Origin of the sequence: Arthrobacter sp. NPDC093139, from assembly GCF_044754165.1 — a bacterium.
In the GTDB taxonomy this organism is placed as follows: domain Bacteria; phylum Actinomycetota; class Actinomycetes; order Actinomycetales; family Micrococcaceae; genus Arthrobacter.
This window is the reverse complement of the sequence record NZ_JBIVOO010000002.1, coordinates 25483-48473: the sequence shown is the minus strand read 5'-3', so window position 1 is coordinate 48473 and position 22991 is coordinate 25483. Positions and strand designations below refer to the sequence as shown.

General features: G+C 66.1%; 19 protein-coding genes. 17 read left to right on the top strand and 2 right to left on the bottom strand.

Going from position 1 to position 22991, the window contains the following annotated elements:
- Positions 1 to 29 precede the first annotated feature (29 nt).
- The gene (locus tag ACIP90_RS03290; RefSeq protein ID WP_400577695.1) at positions 30 to 530 is read right to left on the bottom strand and encodes an NUDIX hydrolase; all 501 of its coding nucleotides are present in this window, start codon (positions 528 to 530) and stop codon (positions 30 to 32) included.
- Positions 531 to 725: 195 nt separating this feature from the next.
- Between ACIP90_RS03290 and ACIP90_RS03285 the strand changes: the two genes are divergently transcribed.
- From ACIP90_RS03285 to ACIP90_RS03210, 16 genes are all read left to right on the top strand, one after another.
- Positions 726 to 2243, top strand: coding sequence for a CCA tRNA nucleotidyltransferase (locus ACIP90_RS03285; protein ID WP_400576899.1), 1518 nt, complete (start codon positions 726 to 728; stop codon positions 2241 to 2243).
- Positions 2244 to 2825 carry a histidine phosphatase family protein gene (locus ACIP90_RS03280; RefSeq protein WP_400576897.1) on the top strand — a complete coding sequence of 194 codons (582 nt, stop codon included), beginning with the start codon at positions 2244 to 2246 and terminating at the stop codon, positions 2823 to 2825.
- 583 nt (positions 2826 to 3408) lie between these two features.
- The gene (locus ACIP90_RS03275) at positions 3409 to 3549 is read left to right on the top strand and encodes a hypothetical protein (RefSeq protein WP_400576895.1); all 141 of its coding nucleotides are present in this window, start codon (positions 3409 to 3411) and stop codon (positions 3547 to 3549) included.
- Positions 3550 to 3695: 146 nt separating this feature from the next.
- A complete protein-coding gene (locus ACIP90_RS03270; RefSeq protein WP_400576894.1) occupies positions 3696 to 5165 on the top strand; it encodes a glycosyltransferase family 87 protein in 1470 nt (489 codons plus the stop codon).
- On the top strand, positions 5158 to 6597 hold the full coding sequence (locus tag ACIP90_RS03265) for a phytoene desaturase family protein (RefSeq protein ID WP_400576893.1): 1440 nt from the start codon (positions 5158 to 5160) through the stop codon (positions 6595 to 6597). The genes ACIP90_RS03270 and ACIP90_RS03265 overlap by 8 nt, the downstream gene beginning before the upstream one ends.
- Positions 6598 to 6674: 77 nt before the next feature.
- On the top strand, positions 6675 to 8678 hold the full coding sequence (locus tag ACIP90_RS03260; protein WP_400576890.1) for a penicillin-binding transpeptidase domain-containing protein: 2004 nt from the start codon (positions 6675 to 6677) through the stop codon (positions 8676 to 8678).
- A gap of 135 nt (positions 8679 to 8813) precedes the next feature.
- Complete coding sequence (locus ACIP90_RS03255; protein ID WP_400576887.1) at positions 8814 to 10496, top strand: ABC-F family ATP-binding cassette domain-containing protein; 1683 nt, start codon at positions 8814 to 8816, stop codon at positions 10494 to 10496.
- A 46-nt stretch (positions 10497 to 10542) separates the two neighbouring features.
- Positions 10543 to 11742 carry an MFS transporter gene (locus ACIP90_RS03250; RefSeq protein ID WP_400576886.1) on the top strand — a complete coding sequence of 400 codons (1200 nt, stop codon included), beginning with the start codon at positions 10543 to 10545 and terminating at the stop codon, positions 11740 to 11742.
- 53 nt (positions 11743 to 11795) lie between these two features.
- Positions 11796 to 13298 (top strand): bifunctional phosphatase PAP2/diacylglycerol kinase family protein, encoded by a 1503-nt coding sequence (locus tag ACIP90_RS03245; RefSeq protein WP_400576884.1) that lies wholly within the window; start codon positions 11796 to 11798, stop codon positions 13296 to 13298.
- Positions 13299 to 13439: 141 nt separating this feature from the next.
- Positions 13440 to 14384 carry an ABC transporter ATP-binding protein gene (locus ACIP90_RS03240; protein WP_400576881.1) on the top strand — a complete coding sequence of 315 codons (945 nt, stop codon included), beginning with the start codon at positions 13440 to 13442 and terminating at the stop codon, positions 14382 to 14384.
- Between the two features lie 4 nt (positions 14385 to 14388).
- The gene (locus tag ACIP90_RS03235; RefSeq protein ID WP_400576879.1) at positions 14389 to 15264 is read left to right on the top strand and encodes an ABC transporter permease; all 876 of its coding nucleotides are present in this window, start codon (positions 14389 to 14391) and stop codon (positions 15262 to 15264) included.
- A gap of 21 nt (positions 15265 to 15285) precedes the next feature.
- Positions 15286 to 16608: a sensor histidine kinase gene (locus ACIP90_RS03230; RefSeq protein WP_400576876.1), complete on the top strand. Its 1323-nt coding sequence runs from the start codon at positions 15286 to 15288 to the stop codon at positions 16606 to 16608.
- Positions 16605 to 17309 (top strand): response regulator, encoded by a 705-nt coding sequence (locus tag ACIP90_RS03225; protein ID WP_400576873.1) that lies wholly within the window; start codon positions 16605 to 16607, stop codon positions 17307 to 17309. Before ACIP90_RS03230 ends, ACIP90_RS03225 begins: the two co-directional genes overlap by 4 nt.
- A 92-nt stretch (positions 17310 to 17401) precedes the next feature.
- A complete protein-coding gene (locus tag ACIP90_RS03220; protein ID WP_400576870.1) occupies positions 17402 to 18313 on the top strand; it encodes an intradiol ring-cleavage dioxygenase in 912 nt (303 codons plus the stop codon).
- A 21-nt stretch (positions 18314 to 18334) separates the two neighbouring features.
- Positions 18335 to 19657 carry a M18 family aminopeptidase gene (locus ACIP90_RS03215; RefSeq protein ID WP_400576868.1) on the top strand — a complete coding sequence of 441 codons (1323 nt, stop codon included), beginning with the start codon at positions 18335 to 18337 and terminating at the stop codon, positions 19655 to 19657.
- 71 nt (positions 19658 to 19728) lie between these two features.
- Positions 19729 to 19890: a hypothetical protein gene (locus ACIP90_RS03210; RefSeq protein WP_400576865.1), complete on the top strand. Its 162-nt coding sequence runs from the start codon at positions 19729 to 19731 to the stop codon at positions 19888 to 19890.
- 98 nt (positions 19891 to 19988) lie between these two features.
- Here ACIP90_RS03210 and ACIP90_RS03205 read toward each other — a convergent pair whose 3' ends face one another.
- The gene (locus ACIP90_RS03205) at positions 19989 to 20324 is read right to left on the bottom strand and encodes a YnfA family protein (RefSeq protein WP_400576862.1); all 336 of its coding nucleotides are present in this window, start codon (positions 20322 to 20324) and stop codon (positions 19989 to 19991) included.
- Positions 20325 to 20533: 209 nt separating this feature from the next.
- Between ACIP90_RS03205 and ACIP90_RS03200 the strand changes: the two genes are divergently transcribed.
- Positions 20534 to 22990 (top strand): hypothetical protein, encoded by a 2457-nt coding sequence (locus ACIP90_RS03200; protein ID WP_400576859.1) that lies wholly within the window; start codon positions 20534 to 20536, stop codon positions 22988 to 22990.
- Position 22991 lies beyond the last annotated feature (1 nt).

The window sequence follows — 22991 nt, the reverse complement described above, 5'->3', positions numbered from 1 at the left end:
GCGGCGGCCCTGTCCGGGCCGCACGGACCTCAGAGGTGTTCGGGCAGGACCTCGCGGGCAAGATCCGCAATCCGGCGCTCGTTGGGAAAGGAGAGTTTGCGGGCGAGTTCGTGGATGGGGATCCAGGCAACGTCCACCGCTTCCTTGTCAGGATCGTTTTCGATGGTGAGCTCGCCGCCGGTTGCGCGCAGCAGGTAGTGGTGAACGGTCTTGTGGACCCGGTGGCCACTCACCGTGAACCAGTAATCGATGCTGCCCAGCGGAGCCAGGATTTTCCCGTCAATGCCGGTCTCTTCCGCGATCTCGCGCACAGCGGCCTGCTCGTTGTTTTCCCGCCCCTCCGGATGGCCTTTCGGCAGGCACCATTCCAGGCGTCCGCCCCTATTAAGTCGGGCGATGATCGCAACCCTCAATTCGTCGTCGGACGTGTCCACCACGACGCCGCCGGCGGAGATCTCCTCGACAGTCGGGAGGGAGGCCGGAGCCGAGTGCGGTGCAGGCGCGACGTGTGCACCAATTGCCGACGGCAACGGTGGGTTTGTCCTCCTGCCGGGGGCGCTCGGTACTGGATGGGCCATGCAGTCCACTCTAACGACTCTTGTCCCGTGATGATGACTGGAACATGGCTTCAAGGTGTCCTGCATATGACGCGGTTTGCCCCCAAGCGCCCGCGATCACTGTGATTGGTGTGGTTGGGCAGGGTTTTCTGACAAGCTTAAGTAACTATGGCGCACGCACATCAAAAGACTGATCTCCACACCGTCGATTTCCAGGTGGACCCGGTGGTCCTGGAGCTCGGCCAGCGCTTCGTGGACGCGGGGCATGAGCTCTCGCTCGTCGGCGGCCCTGTCCGCGACCTCTTCCTGGGCCGCACCTCTCCCGACCTCGATTTCACCACCGACGCCACGCCTGACCAGACCGTGGCGCTGATTAAGAAGTGGGCTGACAACTTCTGGGAAATCGGGCGCGCCTTCGGAACGATCGGCATGCGGAAAGCCGGATTCCAGATCGAAATCACCACGTACCGCGCCGAGGCCTACGATCCGGAATCCCGCAAGCCCGTGGTGGCTTTCGGAACCTCGCTGACCGATGACCTGCTGCGGCGCGACTTCACCATCAACGCCATGGCGCTGCGGCTGCCCTCCATGGAGCTCGTGGATCCCTTCGGCGGAATCCGCGACCTCCATGCCGCCGTGCTGGCCACTCCCGGCGCCCCCGAGGCGTCCTTTTCGGACGATCCGCTGCGCATGATGCGCGCCGCCCGCTTCGCGTCCCAGCTAGGGGTGGCCGTCCACGATGACGTTCGGCTGGCCATGACACAGATGGCCGACCGGATCGCCATCATCTCCTCCGAGCGCGTCCGCGATGAACTCGTGAAACTCATCTGTGGCCGGCACCCACGGGTGGGCGTGGATCTGCTGGTGGACACCGGCCTGGCCGAGTTCGTGTTGCCTGAGGTGTCCGCGCTGCGCCTCGAGTCCGACGAGCACCACCGCCACAAGGACGTGTACCAGCACTCGCTCCAGGTGCTGGAACAGGCGGCCACCCTGGAGACAGACGAAGACGGCCCCGTGCCCGGACCCGATTTCGTGCTGCGGTTCGCAGCACTGATGCACGACGTCGGGAAGCCGGCTACTCGCCGTTTCGAACCGGGCGGCGCGGTCAGCTTCCGCCACCATGACATGGTGGGCGCCAAACTCACCGCGAAGCGGATGAGGACCCTCCGTTTCGACAACGACACCATCAAGGCGGTTGCGCGCCTCGTGGAGCTGCACATGCGCTTTTACGGATACGGCGACGCCGGGTGGACCGATTCCGCTGTCCGCCGGTACATCACCGACGCCGGGCCCTTGCTGGAGCGCCTGCACCGCCTGACCCGCTCGGACGTCACCACCCGCAACCAGCGCAAGGCCGAGCGGCTGGCATTCGCCTATGACGACCTCGAGGACCGGATTGCGGCGCTGCGTGAGCAGGAGTCCCTGGATGCCGTGCGGCCGGACCTCAACGGCGCCCAGATCATGGCACTCCTGGATCTGAAGCCGGGGCCCGTCGTGGGAAGGGCCTACAAATTCCTGCTGGAGGAACGGATGGAAAACGGCCCCATGGAGCCCTCAGTCGCGGAGTCGGCGTTGCGTGCGTGGTGGGCGCGGCAGCCCGAGTCTGCGCCTGAAGCACCGCAGCCCTCGCCGTCCGGTCCCGCAACGCCTCCCGCCGCCGAAACTTCCCCAACTGAGGAGTCTTAAGTGAATTCCGCCTACATCGCCCGTCCCCAGCTTTGGATCCTGCGGCATGGTGAAACTGAGTGGTCCAAGAGCGGCCAGTACACGGGGTTGACCGACCTCCCGCTGACGGTGGAAGGCGAACAGCAGGCGGTGGAAGCCCGCAAAGTGCTGGACGGTGTGGATTTCGACCTCGTGCTGACCTCCCCGCTGCGCCGCGCCCGCAGGACGGCCGAACTCGCGGGGTTCCCCGACGCCGTTCACGAACCGCTGGCCGTCGAATGGGACTACGGCGACTACGAGGGCATCAGCTCGGACCTGATCCGCAAGGACAACCCGGACTACCTGATCTGGACCCACGGGGTTCCGAACGGCGAGACACTGCAGGACGTGGCGGCCCGCGCGGACAAGATCGTGGCCCGGGTCCTGGAATCGGGCCTTGACAACGTATTGATCGTGGCGCATGGACATTTCTCGCGCATCCTCACGGCCCGGTGGCTGGAGCTCGCCCCGGAAGAGGGCCGGCACTTCATTCTCGGAACCGCCAAAGTCTGCACCCTGGGCTGGGATAAAAGGACACCGGCCATTGTCCGCTGGGGCCTCTAACAATACTTTGTTTGCTAATTCCGAAAATTGTTTGAGAATTAGGTAGTCAACCGCAGCATTCCTGGTGTACTTTTGTTTCTGACCCCAGAGCGATCTTGCCGGGGTCATCGGCGCACGTTGGCCGGCCAGTCAGCCGGAACACGGCAGAGCAGAAAAGGAGGTTGGGAAAATGATTACTTTGACTAGCGGATGGAAGATGACCATCACCGCGTTTCCCGCTTCCGTTGCTGGCCTGCGCCGTTATCGCAGACTTGCTGGCTGACCCTGCTCTTCGCGTGTTCCTAGCGGCGTAGGGTTATCAGGACGATAATCGCGCCTTCTTGGCGGATTCCTGAGCCAGCGGCCTGATCCGGCGGAGTCCTGGCGGTTTCGCAGCTCCCCATATTTCAGAACCTGCTTCTTGGTGGGGCTCCGCAGCGCTTCCGTTTTCTGGACTATTTCGGCTTTGCCGCATTTCCTATTCCAGCCGGGCATCCCTCTGTCCATTTGTGCCATTTCGGGCGAATACAAATGGCCTTATTGGCATGCCACAAATTCCTTGCGCTTTGTCCTGTTGCGACCCACCCGAAAGGAGGTGAGCCCCATGCTTCGCAAACTCCAAGCCCTTCTCCTGAGCCGAATTCCTGCGAGGGACCGGCAGCAACAGTTCAACAGCCAGCTGCTGGACCAGAACCGGGAAGACGTATATGCCCGGATGCACCAGCAAATGAGCATCCTGCGCTGAAACCGATCAGCGCGCTTGCTTTTTTGACGCGTTGGCATCTTACAAGGAGGCCTGATGCGCCGTACCGGCCACAGCATCGCCCCGGGAGCCCGTGCAGGTGTGCGCGGGCTCCCGCCGTGGAGCAGTGCCCCGGTAAGCTCGGAGCCATGCAGGAAACTCAGCCGCCGCCCCCTCGTCAGCGTGCGCGCCTGGTGGTGCCGAGCCGGAGCGACCGCCTGCTCAGGAACTTCACAGAGCTCGTCGGCGGCCCCTTGGGAAGGCACTCGGCGCCGGGGATCGTTGCCCCGGGTTTCTTCACGGTGGAACGGGTACTGATCATCCTCACCGTGCTTGCGGCTCTGGCCGGGATCGTCATCAAGGGCTACTGCCGCGTCAATGGCTGGGCAACGCCGTCCCAGTTCTACTCCACCTGCTACTCCGACTTTCCGGAGCTTTTCCGCAGCCGCGGCCTGGGTGACGGAGCGTTCCCCTTCTTTACCGAGGGCACCCTTTTCGAGTATCCGGTCCTGATGGGCCTTATTGCCGGCGCCACGGCATGGTTAGTCCCGGGGACAGGGGCCACTGAGGCTCGGGTACTGGGCTACTTCGACGTCAATGCCACGCTGATAGCCGCCGTCTGGATCGTCACTGTGCTGGCAACGGCCCGGATGACCCGGCGCCGCCCGTGGGACGCCGCGATGGTGGCGCTGGCCCCGGGCATCGTCCTGGCCGGAGTGATCAACTGGGACATGTGGGCAGTGGCCCTGCTGGCCCTTGGCATGTACTTCTTCTCACGGGAGCGGCTTGTGCTGGCGGGCGTCCTGATAGGGCTGGGAACTGCCACAAAGCTCTACCCTGTCCTGGTTTTCGGGGCGATCTTCCTGCTGGCCCTGCGCACCGGAAAAATCAGGGCTTTCCTCGTCCCTGCGGTGGCGGCCGCCAGTACATGGTTGGCCGTCAACCTCCCCTTTGCGTTGAGGGACCTGACCGGCTGGAAGTACTTTTTCGAGTTCACGCAGGACCGTCCGGCAGGATTCAGCTCGCCGTGGTACGCCTACAACCTCGTGGCGGAGCGGGTGCGGTGGACACTCCTTACACCGGAAGCCATCAACACTCTCGCCCTCAATGTCTTCCTGCTGGCCTGCGTCCTCATCGCCGTGCTGGCATTGACGGCACCCACGCGGCCGCGGCTCGCACAACTGACCTTCCTCATCGTGGCAGCCTTCATCCTGACCAACAAGGTGTACTCCCCGCAGTTCGTCATCTGGCTGGTCCCCCTGCTCGCCCTGGCACGCCCGCGCTGGCGGGACTTCCTGATCTGGCAAGGCCTTGAAGGGCTGCACTGGGCCGCCATCTGGATGTATCTTGGCCAAGTGACCAGCGGCGGTGTTCCACAGCACAACATCGACATGCCGTACTACGTTCTGGCTGTGGGCGCACATATGCTCGTGACGGCATACCTCATGCTGCGCGTGGCCCTTGACATCTGGGACCCGACGTACGACCCCATCCGCCGCCACTTCCTCGACGATCCCCATGGCGGACCGTTCGATGGTGCGCCGGACCGCCTCCGGCTGGATCCCCTGCGCCCGTCGGCATCAGTACTCCCCTGGCGGACGGCCGCCCGCCGTGCCTGACGTCGCGGTCGTCGGATCCGGACCCAACGGCCTCGCCGCGGCTGTGATCCTGGCCCGCGCGGGACTGAAGGTGCATGTTTACGAGGCGGCAGCAGAGATCGGCGGCGGCACCCGGACCTTGCAGCTCATCGAGGAGAACCACTGGCACGACGTGTGTTCCGCTGTGCACCCCATGGCGCTGGCCTCGCCGTTCTTCAAGGCGTTCGAACTGCGCCGGCGTATCAGCCTTGCCCTGCCCAAGATCCAGTTTGGGTCACCGCTGGACGGTGCGCGGTCGGCCCTTGCCTACCGCTCCCTTGACCGTACCGCTGATGAACTGGGCCGAGACGGCCATGCCTACCGCAGGCTCATGGCACCGCTGGTCCGGCGCCTGGACGGCATTGTCGAGACCTCATCGGACCAACTGCTGCGGATGCCGGCTGACCCGTTGTCCGCTGCTCTCCTGGGCATCCGGACCCTTGAACAGGGCTCGCCGCTCTGGAACCTCAGGTTCCGGGGGGATCGGGCCCCGGCCCTCATCAGCGGCGTGGCCGCCCACGCTGTGGGGCGTCTTCCCTCCCTTGCGGCGGCAGGAGCAGGGCTCCTCCTGAATGCCCTCGCGCACGGGGACGGCTGGCCCATTCCTGTGGGCGGATCGTCGTCGATTGCAGCGGCAATGGTGAAGGATATTGAGGCACACGGGGGGGCAATCCAGCCCGGAATCAGGGTGACGTCCCTGGCCGAGCTCGAGCCCGCCAAGGCTGTCCTGCTGGATGTGGCACCGCCGGCGCTTTCCCGGATTGCAGGAAGCAGGCTGCCCACCTCCTACCGCCGGTCATTGGAGTCCTACCGTTTCGGGAGTGCGGCCTGCAAGGTGGACTTCATCCTGTCCGGCCCGGTGCCCTGGGCAGCCCCCGGACTCGCCGACGCCGGCACGGTCCACGTTGGAGGCACGCGTGCCGAGATCGCGCAGGCCGAACATGAGGTTGCGGAGGGCCGGCACCCCGAGCGCCCGTATGTGCTGGTGTCCCAGCCCTCCCCTGTCGATTCCAGCAGGGCGCCCAATGGAAGGCACATCCTCTGGAGCTATTGCCACGTTCCGCCGGGCTCCACAGTGGATATGGGCGAGTCCGTCATTGACCAGCTGGAACGCTTCGCGCCGGGCTTCAGGGACGTGGTGCTCAACTACAGGGTGACCACCGCCGCCCAGCTGGCGGAGTACAACGAAAACTACATCGGCGGCGACTTCAGCGCGGGCCTGCTGCACGTGCGCGGCCTGCTCCAGCGCCCCGTTGTGTCCACGGTGCCGTGGCGGACGCCTGCCCGCGGCGTGTACCTGTGTTCTTCATCGACTCCTCCTGGTCCCGGCGTCACTGGCATGCCCGGATTCCATGCGGCTAAATATGCTCTAAAAGACATATTCGGCCTCGGTGTCCCGGTGCTCGGAATCTGACCCCAAGAGAGCTAACGGGCATTTAGACCCCCGCCGATGTGGCCGGAAGTGGTCTTTCCGCGGGGGATAATGGCGCGATGGGGAACTACAAAAATCTTTCGCTCGCTCTTATAGGTCTGATACTTGGCACGGCTTTGGTCGCCTGCGACGACGGCCGCGGCGGTGCCGAGGCTGCCGCGAAGCAACTGGCATCCGCGGTCGCCGGGCTGGATGTGCGTCCCGTGGCGTTCGACGGCCGGGACTCCGCCGTCGCGAACGACCACCTGAACCAGGTCTTCAAGGCGCTCCAGCCGGTGAAGCCGACCGTCGAAACGGGCGAGCTCCAGCTCGACGGGGACACGGCCAGCGTTCCGCTGAACTACAGCTGGAAAATTGAGACCAGCGAGTGGAAGTACACGGTCAAGGCCCAGTTGCGGAAGTCGGGCGATAAGTGGCTGACGGTCTGGTCCCCGGGGATGCTCGTGCCGGACCTCGCGGAAGGGGAGATCCTCAGCAAAGCCACGCAGTCCCCGCAGCGGGCAGACATTCTGGGCGCCCAGGATGTCCAGCTCGTCACATACCGGCCCGTGGTGAACGTCGGCATCGACAAACCGAAGCTTGGCAACGCCGACGCAGCAGATTCGGCCACGAAACTGGCCAAACTCGTGGGCGTCGACCCCGCCGCCTATGCCCAGCAGGTCGAGGCTTCGGGGCCAGAGGCCTTCGTTCCCGCCATCACGCTGAGAGACACCCCCGGCCGCTCCGTGACCGACGCAGAGATCGCTGCCATTCCGGGCGGCCGGGCCATCGCCGACAAACTGCCCCTCGCCCCCACGCGCACCTTCGCACGGGCCGTTCTTGGGACCGTGGGCGAGGCCAGCGCGGAACAGATCGAAAAGTCCGACGGCGCCCTGACCGCCGGTGACGTTATCGGAACCGGCGGCCTGCAGCAGCAGTACGACGCCCAGCTCCGCGGCACGGACGGCATTGTGATCCGGGTCCAGCGCGCCGACCTCACCGCTGCCGAGATCCGGGACGCCCCCACCGACCCGCGCCGGACGGTCTTCGAGATCCAGGCCACGGCCGGAACACCGCTCAAGACCACCCTTGATCCCAAGCTGCAGCAGATTGCCGAGGACACCCTCGCCGACGTCAAGCCTGCCTCCGCCATCGTGGCGCTCCGTCCCTCCACGGGGGCCGTTCTGGCCGCGGCGTCGGGTGAGGGAAGCAACGGCTACAACACCGCCATGCTGGGGCAATACGCACCCGGCTCCACTTTCAAGGTGGTGGATTCGCTGGCCATGCTGCGCAACGGGCTCACCCCGGATTCGAAGGTGGAATGCACACCCACGCTCACGGTGGACGGGCGCACGTTCAAGAACGCCGAGGGCTACCCCAAGGAATCGCTGGGGTCGGTGACCCTGCGCGACGCCTTTGCGCACTCGTGCAACACAGCGTTCATTGCCGCACGGGACAAGGTGACCCAAGCCCAGCTGGAGTCGGCGGCCACCTCCCTCGGCGTGGCCGTTGAGGCGCCGAAACTGGGAGCTGACGCGTTCCTTGGATCCGTTCCCGGTGAAGCAGAAGGAACCGAGCACGCCGCAGCCATGATCGGCCAGGGCAGGGTGCTGATGTCGCCGCTGGCGGCCGCCATCATGGCAGGATCGGTGGCAAAGGGCGCGCCCGTCTCGCCGGTGCTGGTCCTCAACCCTGATGCGGCCCCGGGGGCGTCCCCATCGGCGACCGAGACGGCCAGTGCGCCGCCCGCAGATGGGGCGGCGCCGTCGTCGACCGTCACGGCTGAGGCGCCCGCCCCGGCAGCGGAAAAACCGCTGACGAAGGCCGAAGCCGCGTCCTTGGCTGACATGATGCGCGCCGTGGTGACGTCAGGGCACGCGGGTTTCCTGGCTGACGTGCCCGGCGAGCCCGTGGGTGCGAAAACCGGCACTGCCGAATTCGGCACCGAAAACCCGCCGAAGACCCACGCGTGGATCATCGCGACGCACGGCGACCTGGCTGTGGCCGTTTTCGTGGAGGACGGCGGCCTCGGAGCCACGACGTCCGGGCCGCTGCTGAAGAAGTTCCTCACCGCAGCGGGCTGAGCGAACCATCCTGCTGTTACTCAGCCTTCCAGCCGACCCTCCCGCACGCACTGAACTGTTGATACCGCGGGAGGGTCCGGGGTCCGTCGGCGGCACGTGAGGGAGGGGTGGATGCTGCCGTGGGAAGATAGATCAGTGGCCCATATTGACGTTTCCGGCATCGACTACTTCCTCTCCGACGGCACCCAGCTGCTGAACGGGGTGACCTTCAAAGTCCCTGACGGCACCAAGACCGCGCTGATCGGACCAAACGGCACCGGCAAGACCACCCTGTTCCGCATCATCGCCGGCGACCTCACCCCGGACGAAGGCGTCATAGGACGGTCCGGGAACATGGGCATCATGCGCCAGTTCGTCGGCCAGGTCCGGGACGACTCTACGGTCAAGGACCTCCTGGTCTCGGCAGCCCCGGCACCGCTGGCTGCCGCTGCCCGTGCGGTGGACGACGCCGAACTCGCCATGCTGGAGCACGACGACGAGCCCACCCAGATGCAGTATGCGCAAGCAATCGTGGACTGGGGAGACGCCGGCGGCTATGACGTCGAGACCGTGTGGGACGAAGTCTGCATGGCCGCGCTGGGACTCCCGTTCGACCGCGCACAGCACCGCCCGGCGTCGAGCCTTTCCGGCGGCGAGCAGAAACGGCTGGTGCTCGAGGCGCTCTTCGCCGGCCCCGACGAGCTGCTGCTCCTCGACGAACCAGACAACTACCTCGACGTCCCGGGCAAACGCTGGCTCGAAGCCAAGCTCAACGAATCCAAAAAGACCGTGTTCTTCATCAGCCACGACCGTGAGCTGCTGAACAACGCCGCGGGCCGCATCGTTACCCTCGAACCCGGCATCAACGGCGCCGGGGCCTGGGTGCACGGCGGCGGCTTCGGCTCTTACGTCGAGGCGCGGGCCGACCGCAACGCCCGCTTTGAGGAGCTGCGTAAACGCTGGGACGAGGAGCACGTGAAGCTCAAGGAACTCGTCAACATGTACAAGAACAAGGCGGCGTTCCGCTCGGACATGGCCAACCGCTACCACGCGGCGCAGACGCGCCTCGCGAAGTTTCTGGAGGTCGGGCCCCCTGAGGCGCTGCCCATCGAACAGAACGTGCGGATGCGGCTCAAGGGCGGACGCACCGCCAAGCGCGCCGTGGTGGCGGAAAAGCTCGAGCTGACCGGCCTCATGAAGCCGTTCTCCACCGAAATCTGGTTTGGGGACCGGGTGGGTGTGCTGGGCTCAAACGGCTCCGGCAAGTCCCACTTCCTGCGCCTGCTCGCCACCGGCGGCACCGATCCGGAGCGGGAGCACCTGCCGGTGTCCGACGTCGAGATCGCCGAAGTGCCCCACGAGGGGACCGTGAAACTCGGCGCCCGCATCCGTCCGGGATTCTTCGCGCAGACCCATGTCCGCCCCGATCTGCTGGGCAAAACGCTGCTGGAAATCCTGCACCGCGGCGACGAACACCGCTCCGGGCTCGCCCGTGAGGCCGCCGCCGGAGCCCTGGACGGTTACGGGCTGGCAGGCCAGTCCGAGCAGAAATATGAGTCGCTTTCCGGTGGCCAGCAGGCGCGGTTCCAGATCCTGCTGCTGCAGCTCTCCGGAGCCACGCTCCTCCTTCTCGACGAGCCCACGGACAACCTGGACCTGCATTCAGCCGAAGCGCTTGAGCGGGCCATCGACCAATTCGAGGGCACAGTCCTTGCGGTGACGCACGACCGCTGGTTCGCCCGAACCTTCGACCGCTTCCTGGTGTTCGGCTCCGACGGCCGGGTCTATGAATCCCCCGAGCCCGTGTGGGACGAAAAGCGGGTAGAACGCGCCCGGTAGGCCATGGGGTGAGCTGCCGGGCGGCAGGCATCGCTAGAGTTGTCGAATGACTACCACCCAGCAGATCGCCGAGCGCCAGGTATCCGCCGCAGCCATAGCCACGTTCATCATTTTTGGTGCGAACGGCCTGATTTTCGCCAGCTGGGCGGCCCGTATTCCGGCGGTCACGGAGATGCTCCATATTTCGTCCGGCCAGATGGGGACGCTCCTGCTGTGCACGGCGGTCGGCTCACTGATTGCGCTGCCCACCGCAGGACACGTCATCGGGCGGATCGGCACCTCGAACAGCGTCCGGGCAGGCGGCTTTCTGGCCGCGTTGGCCGGGGTGGCAATCGCCATGTCACTGCTGGCGGAGTCGGTGCCGGGCACTGCCGTGGGGCTGTTCTTCTTCGGCATCGGAATCGGGCTGTGGGATGTTTCGCAAAATGTTGAAGGCGCCGACGTCGAACATCGCCTCAGGCGGACGATCATGCCCAAGTTTCATGCGGCCTTCAGTGGCGGCGCCTTCGTGGGGGCACTCATCGGCGCGGGTCTTTCCGGGCTGGGAGTCGGACTGCCGCAGCACCTGCTGGTCATCGCCGCGGTCGTTGCCGTCCTGACGTTCATTACGCCGCGCTATTTTATTCCGCATGAGGCGGCGGCACAGCAGTCCCCCGCCGAGGAGGCCAAGCCGGACCGCGGTCCCTCCGCCTGGCGTGACTCACGGACCCTGCTCATCGGCGTGGTGGTGCTCGGTGCCACACTGACAGAGGGTGCGGGCAACGACTGGATCGCGAAGGCCGCCGTTGACGGCCTTGGCACATCAGAATCCACCGGCGCGCTGCTGTTTGCCCTGTTTGTCCTGGCCATGACGGGCATGCGGTTCGTCGGAGGCAGCGTCATCGACCGGTACGGACGCGTGGCAGTGCTGCGGTCCAGCATGGCAGCGGCCGCTGCCGGACTTGGGTTGTTCGTCTTCGCCGGCAACGTCTGGCTGGCCGCAGTGGGGGCGGCACTGTGGGGAGTCGGAGCCGCCTTGGCGTTCCCCATGGGCATGTCCGCCGCAGCGGACGACCCGAACCATGCGGCAGCACGGGTATCGGTTGTGTCCACGATCGGTTACGTGGCCTTCCTGGCCGGTCCGCCGCTGCTCGGCTATCTGGGCGACCTCACCGGAATCCACCTCGCGCTCCTGGCGATCGGTGCCCCGATCCTGGTGGCACTGCTGCTTGCCGGCGTCGCCAAGCCGCTTTCTTCCCGGAAGTAAGTCCGCCGGGGCGGTACCCTTTCCTCCAAGGGAGCCGGCGGTAGGGTGGGGAAATGCGAAGAATGCTGCGAAGGGGCCCGGGCTGGGTGGCCGGCATGGACCGCGCCCTGCTGCGGTTGGTCTCGGGATTCCCGGGAGGCCACCACGACACTTTCTTCCGCAGACTGTCCGCTTCCGCCAACAAGGGCAAATTATGGTTCGGCGTCGCCGCCCTGGCCGCCCTTGTTCCCGGACGCACCCGCCGGGCTGCCGTACACGGCCTTCTTGCCCAGGGCGTGGCATCCGCCATAACCAACCTGGGCTTCAAAACACTGCTGCCACGCACACGGCCCCTGCCGGAGCACCTGCCGGTGTTCCGCTTCGTACATCCGCAACCGACAAGTTCCTCGATGCCGTCGGGGCATTCGGCATCGGCGGTTGCCTTCGCGCTGGGCACAGGATTCGTGCAGCCGGCACTGGGAGCGGCGGTGGCGCCAGTCGCCGCAGGCGTCGCATACTCCCGGGTGCATACAGGGGCACACTGGCCCTCCGATGTCCTTTTCGGGTCGGCCATCGGGGCCTGTGCCGCGCTCGTGACCAGGACCTGGTGGCCCGTCCGTCCGCCGTTTCCGCCCACGACCAGGAGCCGGGTCGAAGTGGCGAAGCTGCCCCAGGGCGAAGGCCTCAGCATCGCCGTCAACACACTCGGCGGCTCATTCACTGAGGAGACCGCAGCTGCGCTCCAAGAAGTATTCCCTCGGGCGCATATAACGATCATCGAACCTGACCATGATGTGGCAGAACAGATGGGGGTTGCCGCTGCCAGCCCCGGCATCCGAGCACTCGGCGTTTGGGGAGGGGACGGAACCGTCGGCACTGCTGCTGCGGCCGCCATCCAGCTTAACCTTCCCCTCCTGGTACTCGCCGGCGGAACGCTGAACCACTTTGCCCGCGACGCCGGCACGCCTTCACTCAGGGAAGCGGTGGCAGCCGCCACTGAAGGCCAGGCAGCGCGGGCGGACGTTGGCATCGTCTCGGTCGAACGGGGGCTGGCGGAGGACCCCGAAAAGACCGAGCTCATCATGCTGAACACCGCGAGCATCGGCCTCTACCCGAATCTGGTCCGCCGGCGCGAGCAGCTCCAGCCAGCACTGGGAAAGCCACTGGCCGGGGTGGTGGCGATGTTCCGGACATTTGCCGTCGAAAAGCCCATCACGATCATGGTGGATGGCGTGCGGCACAAAGTGTGGATCATGTACCTCGGCCGGGGCCGCCATTACCCCAGGGACCACGCCCCGCTGCTCCGCCCGGTGCTGGATGACGGGGTGCTGGACGTCAGGATGATCACGGCGGATGAGTCCTTCGCCCGCATCCGCATGCTGTGGTCCGTGCTGACAGGCACCGTGGCGACGTCCAGGATCACGCATCTGAGGGAGGCCACGCACGTGCGGATTGAGGCCGGCTCCGCACCCATGGTGCTCGCGGTAGACGGCGAAACCATCCCCGGCGTCAGGGTGGCCGAGTTCGCCCTCAAACGGGGCGCTTTGACGTACTACTCGCCACTGGATGAGGACTGAGGCTCATCCGTCCGGATGACACTGCCGAACCCTGAATCGACCCTGAATCATCCCTGAGACCGGCGAAATCGGCCGGGGGCGTCGGTAGCGTGGAACGTGCACACCCAACCGGCACTCCGCAGCACGCAAAGGACCGCTTCCATGATTGAGGCACAAGGCCTGACCAAGGTCTACGGCAACAAAACCGCCGTCGACAGCGTCAACTTCACCGTCCAGGCCGGACGGGTAACCGGATTCCTGGGCCCCAACGGGGCTGGCAAATCGACCACCATGCGCATGATCATGGGGCTGGACAGCCCGACGGCGGGAACGGTCACCGTAAACGGTGAGCCCTTCGCCCGGCACGCGGCTCCCCTGCGTGAGATCGGCGCCCTGCTGGACGCCAAGGCCGTCCACACGGGACGGTCGGCCTACAACCACCTGCTGGCGATGGCCGCCACCCACAGCATCCCCAAGAAACGCGTCCGCGAGGTCATCGAGATGACGGGCTTGGGCGACGTCGCCAAGAAGAAGGTCAAGGGTTTCTCCCTCGGCATGGGGCAGCGCCTCGGCATCGCCGCCGCGCTCCTGGGCGACCCGCAGACCATCATCCTGGACGAACCCGTCAACGGCCTCGACCCCGAAGGCGTCGTCTGGGTCCGGAATCTCGTCAGGTTCCTGGCCTCCGAGGGCCGCACGGTGTTCCTGTCCAGCCATCTCATGAGCGAGATGGCCCTGACGGCAGATCACCTGATCGTGATCGGACGCGGCAAGATCATCGCCGACGCCCCCATCAAGGACATCATCACCGGCAACGGGCAGCGCAGGACCCGAGTCCGCACGGACCAGCCGGAGCAGCTCATGAACGTCCTCGCCGGAGATGGGGTGTCCATTGAAGTGCAGGACCACGAGCTCCTCGAGGTCAAGGGCCTTGACCCCCGCAGGATCGCACGCGCGGCGCTCGACAACCGCGTCATGATCTACGAACTCACTCCCCTGCAGGCCAGCCTTGAGGAGGCCTACATGGAACTGACCAAGGATGAGGTCGAATACCACTCGCTGATCACCACGGGGGCCCCGGTTCCCGCCCAGCCCGGAGGCAACTAGAGCCATGAGCACATCAACCTTCGCCCAGCCCGGATCCGGCAGTGCCGGCCCCGTCAACAACGCCGTGCGTCCCGGACCCGGCCCCAGCTTCGTCCGCGTCCTGAACTCTGAATTCATCAAGTTCCGCACCCTACTGTCCACCCTGATCCTGCTCGCCTCAACCGCCGTGGTCATGGTGGGATTCGGCGCGCTCTCCGCGTGGGGAACCGGGCAGTTCGCTGATGCGGCGGCGTCCGATCCCCAGGCCGCGGAGGCCATTGCGGCCCAGGGCGGGGACCTGGCGGTCACCGTTCCCACGTCCGGCATTGCGTTCGCCCAGCTGATCCTCGGGTCACTGGGTGTGCTGCTGATGAGCTCGGAGTTCACGACCGGAATGGCACGTTCCACTTTCGCCGCCGTCCCCAAGCGGATTCCGGCGTTCGTCGCGAAACTCGTCGTCGTGATGGTCAGTGCTTTCGTCCTGACGGCCGTGTCCACGTATATTGCCGGCCTGGTATCTGTTCCGATCCTGGACAACTACGGACTCACACTGGACCTGGGCAGCTCGCAGTCCGTCAAGCTGCTGCTCGTCAACAGTGCGTACGTGGCGGCCGTGGCAGCCATCGGCATGGCAATGGGGACCCTGGTCCGCAACTCGGCCGGCGGCATTATGAGCCTTGTGGGACTGTTCTTCGTGGCCCCCATCGCCTTCCAGCTGATTCCCGGCGAGTTCTTCGAGGAGGCCCGCAAGTACCTGCCGGGCAACACCATCAATCCGCTGACCGCTGTGGAGCACGTCCCGGACACGCTCGAAGCCTGGCAGGCGGCCCTGGTGCTGGGCGCCTGGGTTGTGGTGCCGCTGGCCATCGCCATGGTCCTGCTGAAAAAGCGTGATGTGTAGGCCCGCACCCGCCCTCCATCCATGACTGATGCTGTTCGCGTGAGGGACGCGCCGGGCGGCCTGGCCGGCGCGTCCTTCGCCGAGATTTCTGCCCGGCGCCGCGGCCGTGTCCGCCGCTACCTGCACCGGCATCCGCGGCTCATGGATGCGGTGGTGACCGCCAGCTACCTGCTGCTGGTGACACCGACAATGGTTGATGCAGTGCGCGACGGCGGTTGGCTGGCGGCGGGCCTGCTCGTTGCCGTCGCACTGTCCCTGTTTTTCCGGCGGAGCCATCCGGTTGCCCTCGTCGCGTTTATCGCGCTGGTGGAAGTGGCCGTCACTTTGCTGCATCCGTGGGGCTCTAATGTTTCGGCGGGGCTGTGGTTCTCGCTCTACGCCGTGGCCGTGGTGCACACCCGGCGCTTTGCGCTGGTCACCCTTGCCCTTGCGACCGCCCCGCTGGCGTTGCTGTACTTCTTCGCTACTGTGGGGCCGCTGGAGAGGCAACTGCCGGCCCATGCGGCGTCAGCCGAAGAGTTTCAGGTGGTTTCCAGCATTGCCGCGGGAACGAGCATCGCGCTTTCCAACATCGTCGCCACCGGCATCGGGATCTCGGTCCGCCAGCGCCGCGAACATGAACAGGAAGTCGCGGCGTGGGCTGCCCAGGCAGCCAGCCTGGGTTCAGTCAATGAGCGGAACCGTATCGCACGGGAAATGCACGACATCGTGGCCCATTCGCTGACCGTCATGGTCACGCTGTCGGACGGGGCCGCCGTCGTGGTCGGCAAAAACCCTGACCGCGCCGCGGACGTGCTTGCCGAATTATCCAGGACGGGGCGGACAGCCCTGGCCGACATGCGACGGGTCCTCGGCGTCCTGCGTGACGACGGCTCAGCCGGGAAGGCGCCGCGCCAGCCGCTGGCCTCCGACAGCCTCGCTTCGCTTCTTGAGGGCTTCCGTACGGCCGGCCTTCCTGTGCACTATTCCCATACGGGGCCTGCCCTGCCCTCGGATGCGGCCTTCCAGCTGACGGTCTACCGGATAGTGCAGGAGTCGCTGACCAACGTGCTGCGCTACGGCCGGGCGCTGAGCCGCGTGGACGTCATGGTGCTGCGGGAAGGTTCCACGGTCAGCATCGAAGTGGTTGACGACGGCCGCGGCAATGCGGAAACCTCCGCCGGCAGCGCCGGAGCCGCCGGCACAGGTAGTCCGGGCAGCACATTGGGCAGCGGGCAGGGCCTGACCGGGATGAAGGAACGGGCGGGGATTTACGGGGGTACGGTGGAGGCGGGGCGGACCGCAAACGGCGGCTGGCGGGTGCGGGCCGTCCTGACGCTGAACAGCACCAAGGGGGAAGAATGAGTGATACCGGACAGGTCCGGGTCCTGCTGGCGGATGACCAACCACTGCTGCGGATGGGCTTCCGGCTCATTCTGGAGGGAGAACACGGTTTCCGCGTCGTGGGCGAGGCCTCCGACGGGGCGGACGCCGTCAGGCAGGTCAGCCAACTCCAGCCGGACGTCGTGCTCATGGATGTGCGGATGCCGGTCCTTGACGGGATCGAGGCCACCCGCGCCATCACCGGCTCCGGTTCGCGGGCCAGGATCATCATTCTCACCACCTTCGACATCGACGAGTACGCCTTCGCCGGGCTGCAGGCCGGAGCATCGGCGTTCCTGCTCAAGGACGTGGCCCCGTCCGAGCTCGTCCAGGCCGTGCGGGTGGTGGCCAGCGGCGACGCCGTGGTGGCGCCGCGCGTCACGCAGCGCCTCCTGGAGATGTACGTCCGCGGCGGCGGTGCCGCTGCCCCGTCCGCCGCCGGTGCGCCTGCCCGCCGGGATCCGCTGCTGGAGGACCTCACTCCGCGGGAAACGGAAATGCTGGAGGCCATGGCCGAGGGACTGTCCAACGCTGAGATCGCGCACAGGTACTTCCTCTCGGAGGCCACGGTCAAGACCCACGTCCGGCGGATCCTCACGAAGCTGCACTTGCGGGACCGCGTCCAGGCAGTGGTCTACGCGTACGAAACGGGGCTCGTGACGCCGACCAATCCGGACTACTGAGCCGGCTGTTGGCCGTGAGTGCGCTGCGCTCACAGCTTCTTTCCACAGGATTGCCCTATCCCGGCCAACGCTGAGTGGCGTTTCATGGATCCATGAGCACATCACGCACCCCGGCCGGGCAGCAGCCCCCGCACGAACCACATCCCAACCATGACCGCGGTCTCGAATTCGACCTTTCCACGCTCATGACCCGCCGCTCCCTGGGCATGTTCTTCGGCGCCGGGACAGCAGCCGCCGCCTTGGCGGCGTGCACGCCGGGTGGATCCGGCTCCGGCCCTTCGTCCCCTGCCGGAACAACGTCCGCCGCCCCGGGGTCCAGGGCAACGACGACGGCGCCCGCGGCTTCTCCCACCGTAACCCGCGCCATCGCCGAGTGCGGTGTGGAGATTCCCAAGGAAACGGCCGGACCGTACCGGGGCGACGGGTCCAACGGGCCAAACGTCCTGGAAGCGTCCGGTGTGGTGCGGCAGGACATGACGTCCAGCTTCGGCACGTCCAGCACCAAGGCCGACGGCGTGCCGCTGACAGTCACGCTGACCCTGCTCGACAACGCCAACGGCTGCGTGCCCCTGGCCGGCGCAGCCGTCTACGCCTGGCACTGCGACCGCGAGGGCAGGTACTCCCTGTACGATTCCGGGCTGGAAAACGAGAACTACCTCCGCGGGGTGCAGGAGGCGGACGCCAACGGGCAGGTCACGTTCAAGACCATTTACCCGGGAGCCTACAACGGCCGCTGGCCGCATATCCATTTCGAAGTCTTCGAATCCATGAACAACGCCACGGCGGCCGGGCAAGTCCTGGCCGTCTCGCAGATCGCCATGACAGACGCCGCCTGCAAGGACGTCTACGCGTCCGCGGGATATGAAACCAGCGCCCGGAACTTTCCCAACACCACGCTGCAGTCGGACAACGTCTTCGGTGATGACGGCGGCATCTACCAGCTGGCCACCATGTCAGGGTCGGCATCGGCCGGGTACACCGCTGGCCTCAACGTCACCATCTAGGGCAGCGCTAGACTCGGAGCCATGCCTCTCCACTCCTCAGCCGCAGACCACATCCGGGACCTCGGCGACTACGTCAGCGCCTCGCCGTCGAGCTTCCACGCAGTCCACGAAGCGGCGCGACGGCTCGATGAGGCAGGCTTCTCCGCGTTGGCCGAGCGGGAATCCTGGAATGAGGTGTCCGGCAAGTTCTACGTGATCCGGGACGGCGCCCTGATCGCGTGGGTCACCCCGGAAGGCGCAGGCCCGACCACGGGATTCAACATCCTGGGCACGCACACGGACTCCCCGTCGTTCAAGCTCAAGCCCAAGCCGACCACCGGCAAGTTCGGCTGGCTGCAGGCGGGCGTGGAAATCTACGGCGGACCCCTGCTGAACTCATGGCTTGACCGTGAACTGCAGCTCGCCGGGCGCCTCGTTCTGCTGGACGGGACCCAGCACCTCACTGCCACGGGCCCGCTTCTGCGCTTTCCCCAGCTGGCCATCCACCTGGACCGGGCGGTGAACGAGGGCCTCACCCTGGACAAGCAGCAGCACATGAACCCGGTCTTCGGACTCGGCGACCCCGCCGGCGAGGACCTGCTGGGGCTGCTGGCCGAACGCGTCATGGGCACCGGCCCTGTTGACCCTGCGCAGATCGGCGGATACGACGTCGTCGTTGCGGACACCCAGCCACCTGCGGTTTTCGGGGCGAAGAGTGAGCTTTTTGCGTCCGGCCGCCTGGACAACCTTTCGGCAACGCATGCCGGACTGGCGGCCCTAGCCGCGCACTCCTCGGCCAGCTCAAGCGGCACTCATGAAGGCGGAACCGCCCCGATCGCGGTGCTGGCCGCCTTCGACCACGAGGAAATCGGGTCGGCATCACGCTCGGGTGCCTCCGGACCGGTCCTCGAGGACATCCTGACCCGCATTTCCGACGGCCTCGGAGCCTCGGCAAGCCAGCGGCGGCAGGCGTTTGCGGCGTCGTTCTGCGTTTCCGCCGACGCCGGCCACGCGGTCCACCCGAACTATCCGGAACGCCACGATCCTGTCAACCGCCCCATCTTGAACGGGGGGCCACTGCTGAAGATCAACGCGAACCAGCGGTACGCGACGGACGCTGAGGGTGCGGCCCTCTGGGCGCGGCTCAGCGGTGAGGCCGGCGTCCCGTACCAAGAGTTCGTGTCCAACAACGTGATGCCATGTGGCTCCACAATCGGACCGCTGACGGCCACGCGGCTCGGTATCAGGACCGTAGACGTGGGCGTGCCCCTCCTGTCCATGCACTCCGCCAGGGAATTGTGCGGCGTGGAGGATCCATTTGGCCTTGCTAAGGTGGCCGAGCGCTTCTTCGGGGCAGCGGCGTAGTTCTGCCTTTCCGCGCGAACATTACCGGCCCGTTACAAAAGTGCACAGCAGTAACCTGTCGTTGTCCCTCGGTGCCTCACCTGTCCATGATCGCCATCGCAGGCGTCATTGGGGCAGGGTTGTTCGGCGTCGGCATCTGGCGCTACCGCAAGGACGTTCCCGGTGCCGGACACTCCGCGGGGACCGCCCCTGAAACGGAACCCGCCAAGGTGGGGGCAGGGCCGGCGTCGTAGTTTCCGCCTGAACAGGCTGTACCTCTGAAGTGAACCATCCGGCAGGCGGACCGCAGCGGCCCGCCCGCCGGATGGGCCCGGCAGACTGACCCTGGACGTCAGCCCTGGCGGGGCGCGAACATGATCAGCGCAACCCCGGCCAAGCACACGGCTGCGCCGATGAGGTCCCAGCGGTCCGGCCTGAAGCCATCCAAGATGATGCCCCATAGCAGCGAACCCACGATGAACACCCCGCCGTACGCAGCCAGGACGCGCCCGAAATTGGCATCGGGCTGGAAGGCGGCCATAAAGCCGTAGATTCCCAGGGCAATGACGCCGAGCCCGGCCCACCACCACGCCCTGTCTTCCCGCACCGCCTGCCATATGAGCCAGGCACCGCCGATTTCGGCGGCAGCGGCAAGGGCGAAAAGCAGAACCGACTTCAAAATCGTCATGGCTCCAGTATTTCGTTCTGTGGAACTTATCCACATCTGGCCGTCATATGACTGGCACCCCGGCAGTTTTCCCTCTAGATTCACAGCGACACTCGGAGTCCGACAGAAAATTGGGGAAAATGTCGCATCAACCACCTGTTTCCGCGCACGCCGCGCCGCAACTGCCGCCGAACCAGCCGGGAACACCTCCGGAAGCTCTTCAACCCGGAATGGCTCCCGAGTACCTTCAGCCCGGAACGGCTCCCGAGCCGCCCCGGGATTCCGCCGCCCTGGATATCGGCCGGCTCTGGGCAGGTGCCGCTGTATCCGTAGCGTCCTATCTGGCGGTGTTGATCTCCAGCCTAGCCTTGCTGGTGCTCACGCTTGCCGGCATTGCCGCGAGCCAGGGCACCCTGGTCCCGGCGCTTGACGGAGCCTTGCCCGCGGAGGAAACGCCGGATGCCTGGTCACAGCTGGGCCAGCTCAGCGCACAACTCGTTGCCATGGCGCACTTGGGCGCCGTCGATACTGTGGTCCAGGGTGCTGTGCCCTTCTTCGGAACGATCCGCGGGGACGGGATGGCCTATGTGGTTCCCGTGACGTTGCTGTTGGCCAGCGCGTTGAGTGTCTATTTCGGCAGCCGCGTCGCCGAACAGAGACTCCCCTCGGCTGGCAGGCCTCAGCTCCTGCTCCAGTCTGTTGTTACCGGGGTGGTCTATTCCCTGCTGGTCAATGGTGTGGCGGCGGTAGCCCCCATCCGGTATCCCGACACCGAAGCGTTCACTGTCGAGCCAGTGTCCGCCGGCAGTCCCTGGTCGGTTGTCGTGGCCTTCGTCATCGGCGCGGGGATGTCCGCGGTGGCCCGAAGCGGCGTCCTTGCCCGCCGCACCCCGCCAGCTCGTCCGGCGCGCGTTCTTGGCGCACTGAATCTGCCCCTCGCCGCGGTTGCGTTCCATGCTTCCTGCTTTGCTGCCGTCGCCGTTCCCGCTGTATGGATCACAGCCGCGGTGTCCGGGGGCTGGAGCGCCCTGCTGTCCGGTCCCCTGTGGATCGGCAACGCGGTGGGTTACGGCCTCGTGGCCGGGCATCTCGGAGGCCTGCGTGTACTCACGGAGACGTCACAGATCCTGGGCGGACGGGAGAGCCGGAGCGATGATCACATGGTGTACGGGTTCGGAGCGGATGTGGCCGGCAGTGATGCGGCAGCCGGCGCGTGGGCCGCCCTGGCGCTGGCCTTGGCCTGCACGGTTGTTACAGGCCTTGCTGTTCTGCTTCGCAGGGGCCGCGCGACGACCACCGACATTCTGTCGTGGATTCCTGTGCCCGCGGCGTTCCTTGTCCTGGGACTGCTCCTGATCCCGCTGCTCACCGCGCAGGCAGGTTTCGACGTCCCGGGACTCGCTTCGGGGCAGTTTCTTCTGGCCCCGGCCTGGTGGTCGCCGGCGGTCTTCCTGGCATGGGGGCTGCTGGCGGAAGTCGTGGCCCGCTTCCTGGCCCCTTACCTGCTGCCTTTCGTGCCGGCCCGGCTGCAGCGGCTTGCCCGCGTTGTTCCGGCCCGGTCCGCAGAGGCACCGACGGCGCCCTCGGGGCCGGGCCCGGCCAGCCCGGAAGCGGACGGTCCCGGCAGCCCGCTATCCGGTCCCGCCCAGGAGTCCGGCATGGCCCGGGAGCTTTCGGCCAAGGGAAAGAAGCGCGCGCTGGTGGCGCTGTCCGCTGTCGGAGCGGTCGTTGTGTTGGCTGTCGGTTCTGTGGTGGCGGTCAACGCCGTCAAGGCCGGTCCGGACCAGCTGGTGCGGGAATACGTTCAGGCCTTGGTGGATGGAGATGCCGAGAAGGCCCTGGGCATTCTGGACCCCGACATTCCCAATGAGGAGAGGGTCCTGCTGACCAACGAGGTCTTCCGGGCGGCCGGGAACCGGGTGGAGGGCTTCGAGGTGCTGTCAAGCAAGGTGTCCGGCGAGTCAGCGGTGGTACACGTCGAGCTCAGGCAGGGCGGGCGGAAGCACGAGCAGGCGTTCAGCCTGCGCAAAAACCAGCCGGAACTCCTCGATGACAACTGGACGCTCGGCAGCACTCCGCTGCAGCGCGTCGCCGTCACCGCCGATGCCGCCGTGAAGTCTCTCTCAATCAACGGTGTCACCGTGCCGACAGGGCAGGAGAACGAGAACGCTTTCTCCACGTACTTCAGCGTTCCGGCTTTCCCTGGCTCGTACTCCGTCGGCCTTCCCGAAGATGAAAAGTACCTTGCGGCCGCCAAACAGGAAGTGCTGGTGGCCGTCGGCTCTGGACCCCAGGCTGCGGAGGATGCGAAACTCACTGTGACGGCTTCGGAGCACCTCCAGGCCGAGACATCCCGCCAGGTGGACGCCGCCTTGGCTGCCTGCGCGAAATCCACGGAGATGGATCCCCAGGGCTGCCCGTTTTCGGGGTTTGCCTTCGGTGACGTCCGGAACGTGAAGTGGTCCATCAGCTCCGAACCGGACTACACGCTGCAACGGTCCTTCGACGGCACGTGGCGGCTCAGCGGTGCCACGCCTGGGGAAGCGTCCGTGACGTACGAGCGGAATGCGTCCTTCAGCAGGACCAGCCCCGAGTGGGAGAAGGAGAGTGACCAGGTGGATTTCTACCTCCGTGGCAGCGTCTCCGTAGCTTCGGACACGGTGCAGGTAAAGCTCTCGGCCTTCTGAC